Here is a 1,198-nt window from a genome sequence, read left to right as displayed (position 1 = left end):
GTCATCTTCCTGGCGGAGGCCTTCACCCGCCCGGCCATGATGCGCACCCTCGCCGCGATCGGCTTCCAGCAGTCCTACACCTACTTCACCTGGCGGAACGCCAAGGGTGAACTGACCGACTACCTAAGTGAGTTGTCGGGCGAGACCGCGCACTACCTCCGGCCGAACTTCTTCGTCAACACCCCGGACATCCTGCACGCCTACCTCCAGAACGGCGGACGCCCGGCCTTCGAGGCCCGCGCGGTGCTCGCCGCAACCCTCGCGCCGACGTGGGGCGTCTACAGCGGGTACGAACTCTGCGAGAACGCCCCGGCGCGGGCCGACAGCGAGGAGTATCTGAACTCGGAGAAGTACGAACTGCGGCCGCGGGACTGGCAGTCCGCAGAGCGCACCGGCTCCACCATCGCACCCCTGATCACCACGCTGAACCGCGTACGGCGCTCCAACCCCGCCCTGCGGCAACTGCGTGACCTGCACTTCCATCCCACAGACCAAGAAGCGGTGATCGCGTACTCGAAGACGGCCCACGACGAGGGCGGATCGAACACGGTTCTGGTGGTCGTGAACCTCGACGCCCACCACACCCAGGAGGCCACGGTCTCGTTGGACATGCCGGAACTCGGCCTTGACTGGCACGAGACCGTGCCGGTGCGCGACGAGCTCACCGGCAGCACCTATCACTGGGGCAGGGCCAACTATGTGCGCCTCGAGCCGGGCCGCACGCCCGCGCACATCTTCCGCGTCCTGCGACCGTCCTCACCGTTGATCGGAGGGTCACCCACACCATGATCATCAACGAGCCCGTCCAGGACACATTCGAGGACACGCCCGCCAAGGACCGAGACCCCGAGTGGTTCAAGCGCGCCGTCTTCTACGAGGTCCTGGTCCGCTCCTTCCAGGACAGCAACGGCGACGGCATCGGCGATCTCAAGGGGATCACCGCCAAGCTGGACTATCTGCAGTGGCTGGGCGTGGACTGCCTATGGCTGCCGCCGTTCTTCAAGTCGCCGTTGCGGGACGGCGGTTACGACGTCTCGGACTACACCGCCGTCCTCCCCGAGTTCGGCGATCTCGCCGACTTCGTGGAGTTCGTGGACTCCGCGCATCAGCGGGGCATGCGCGTGATCATCGACTTCGTGATGAACCACACCAGTGATCAGCACCCGTGGTTCAAGGAGTCCCGCAGCGACCCCGAAGG

Annotated in this window: 1 protein-coding gene and 1 pseudogene; both read left to right on the top strand. The window is 65.8% G+C overall.

The features are described from left to right. A pseudogene (locus AB0E78_RS41865) lies at positions 1–789 on the top strand (alpha-1,4-glucan--maltose-1-phosphate maltosyltransferase); the annotation flags it as partial. Beyond that, on the top strand, positions 786–1,198 hold a 413-nt coding region (locus tag AB0E78_RS41860; RefSeq protein WP_361844976.1), incomplete at its 3' end, for an alpha-amylase family glycosyl hydrolase. The pseudogene AB0E78_RS41865 and the gene AB0E78_RS41860, both read left to right, overlap by 4 nt.

It is taken from the genome of Streptomyces sp. NPDC032198 (assembly GCF_040636975.1).
GTDB lineage: Bacteria > Actinomycetota > Actinomycetes > Streptomycetales > Streptomycetaceae > Streptomyces.
Note: the sequence above shows the minus strand (reverse complement) of the source record. Positions and strands in the feature narration are given on the sequence as shown.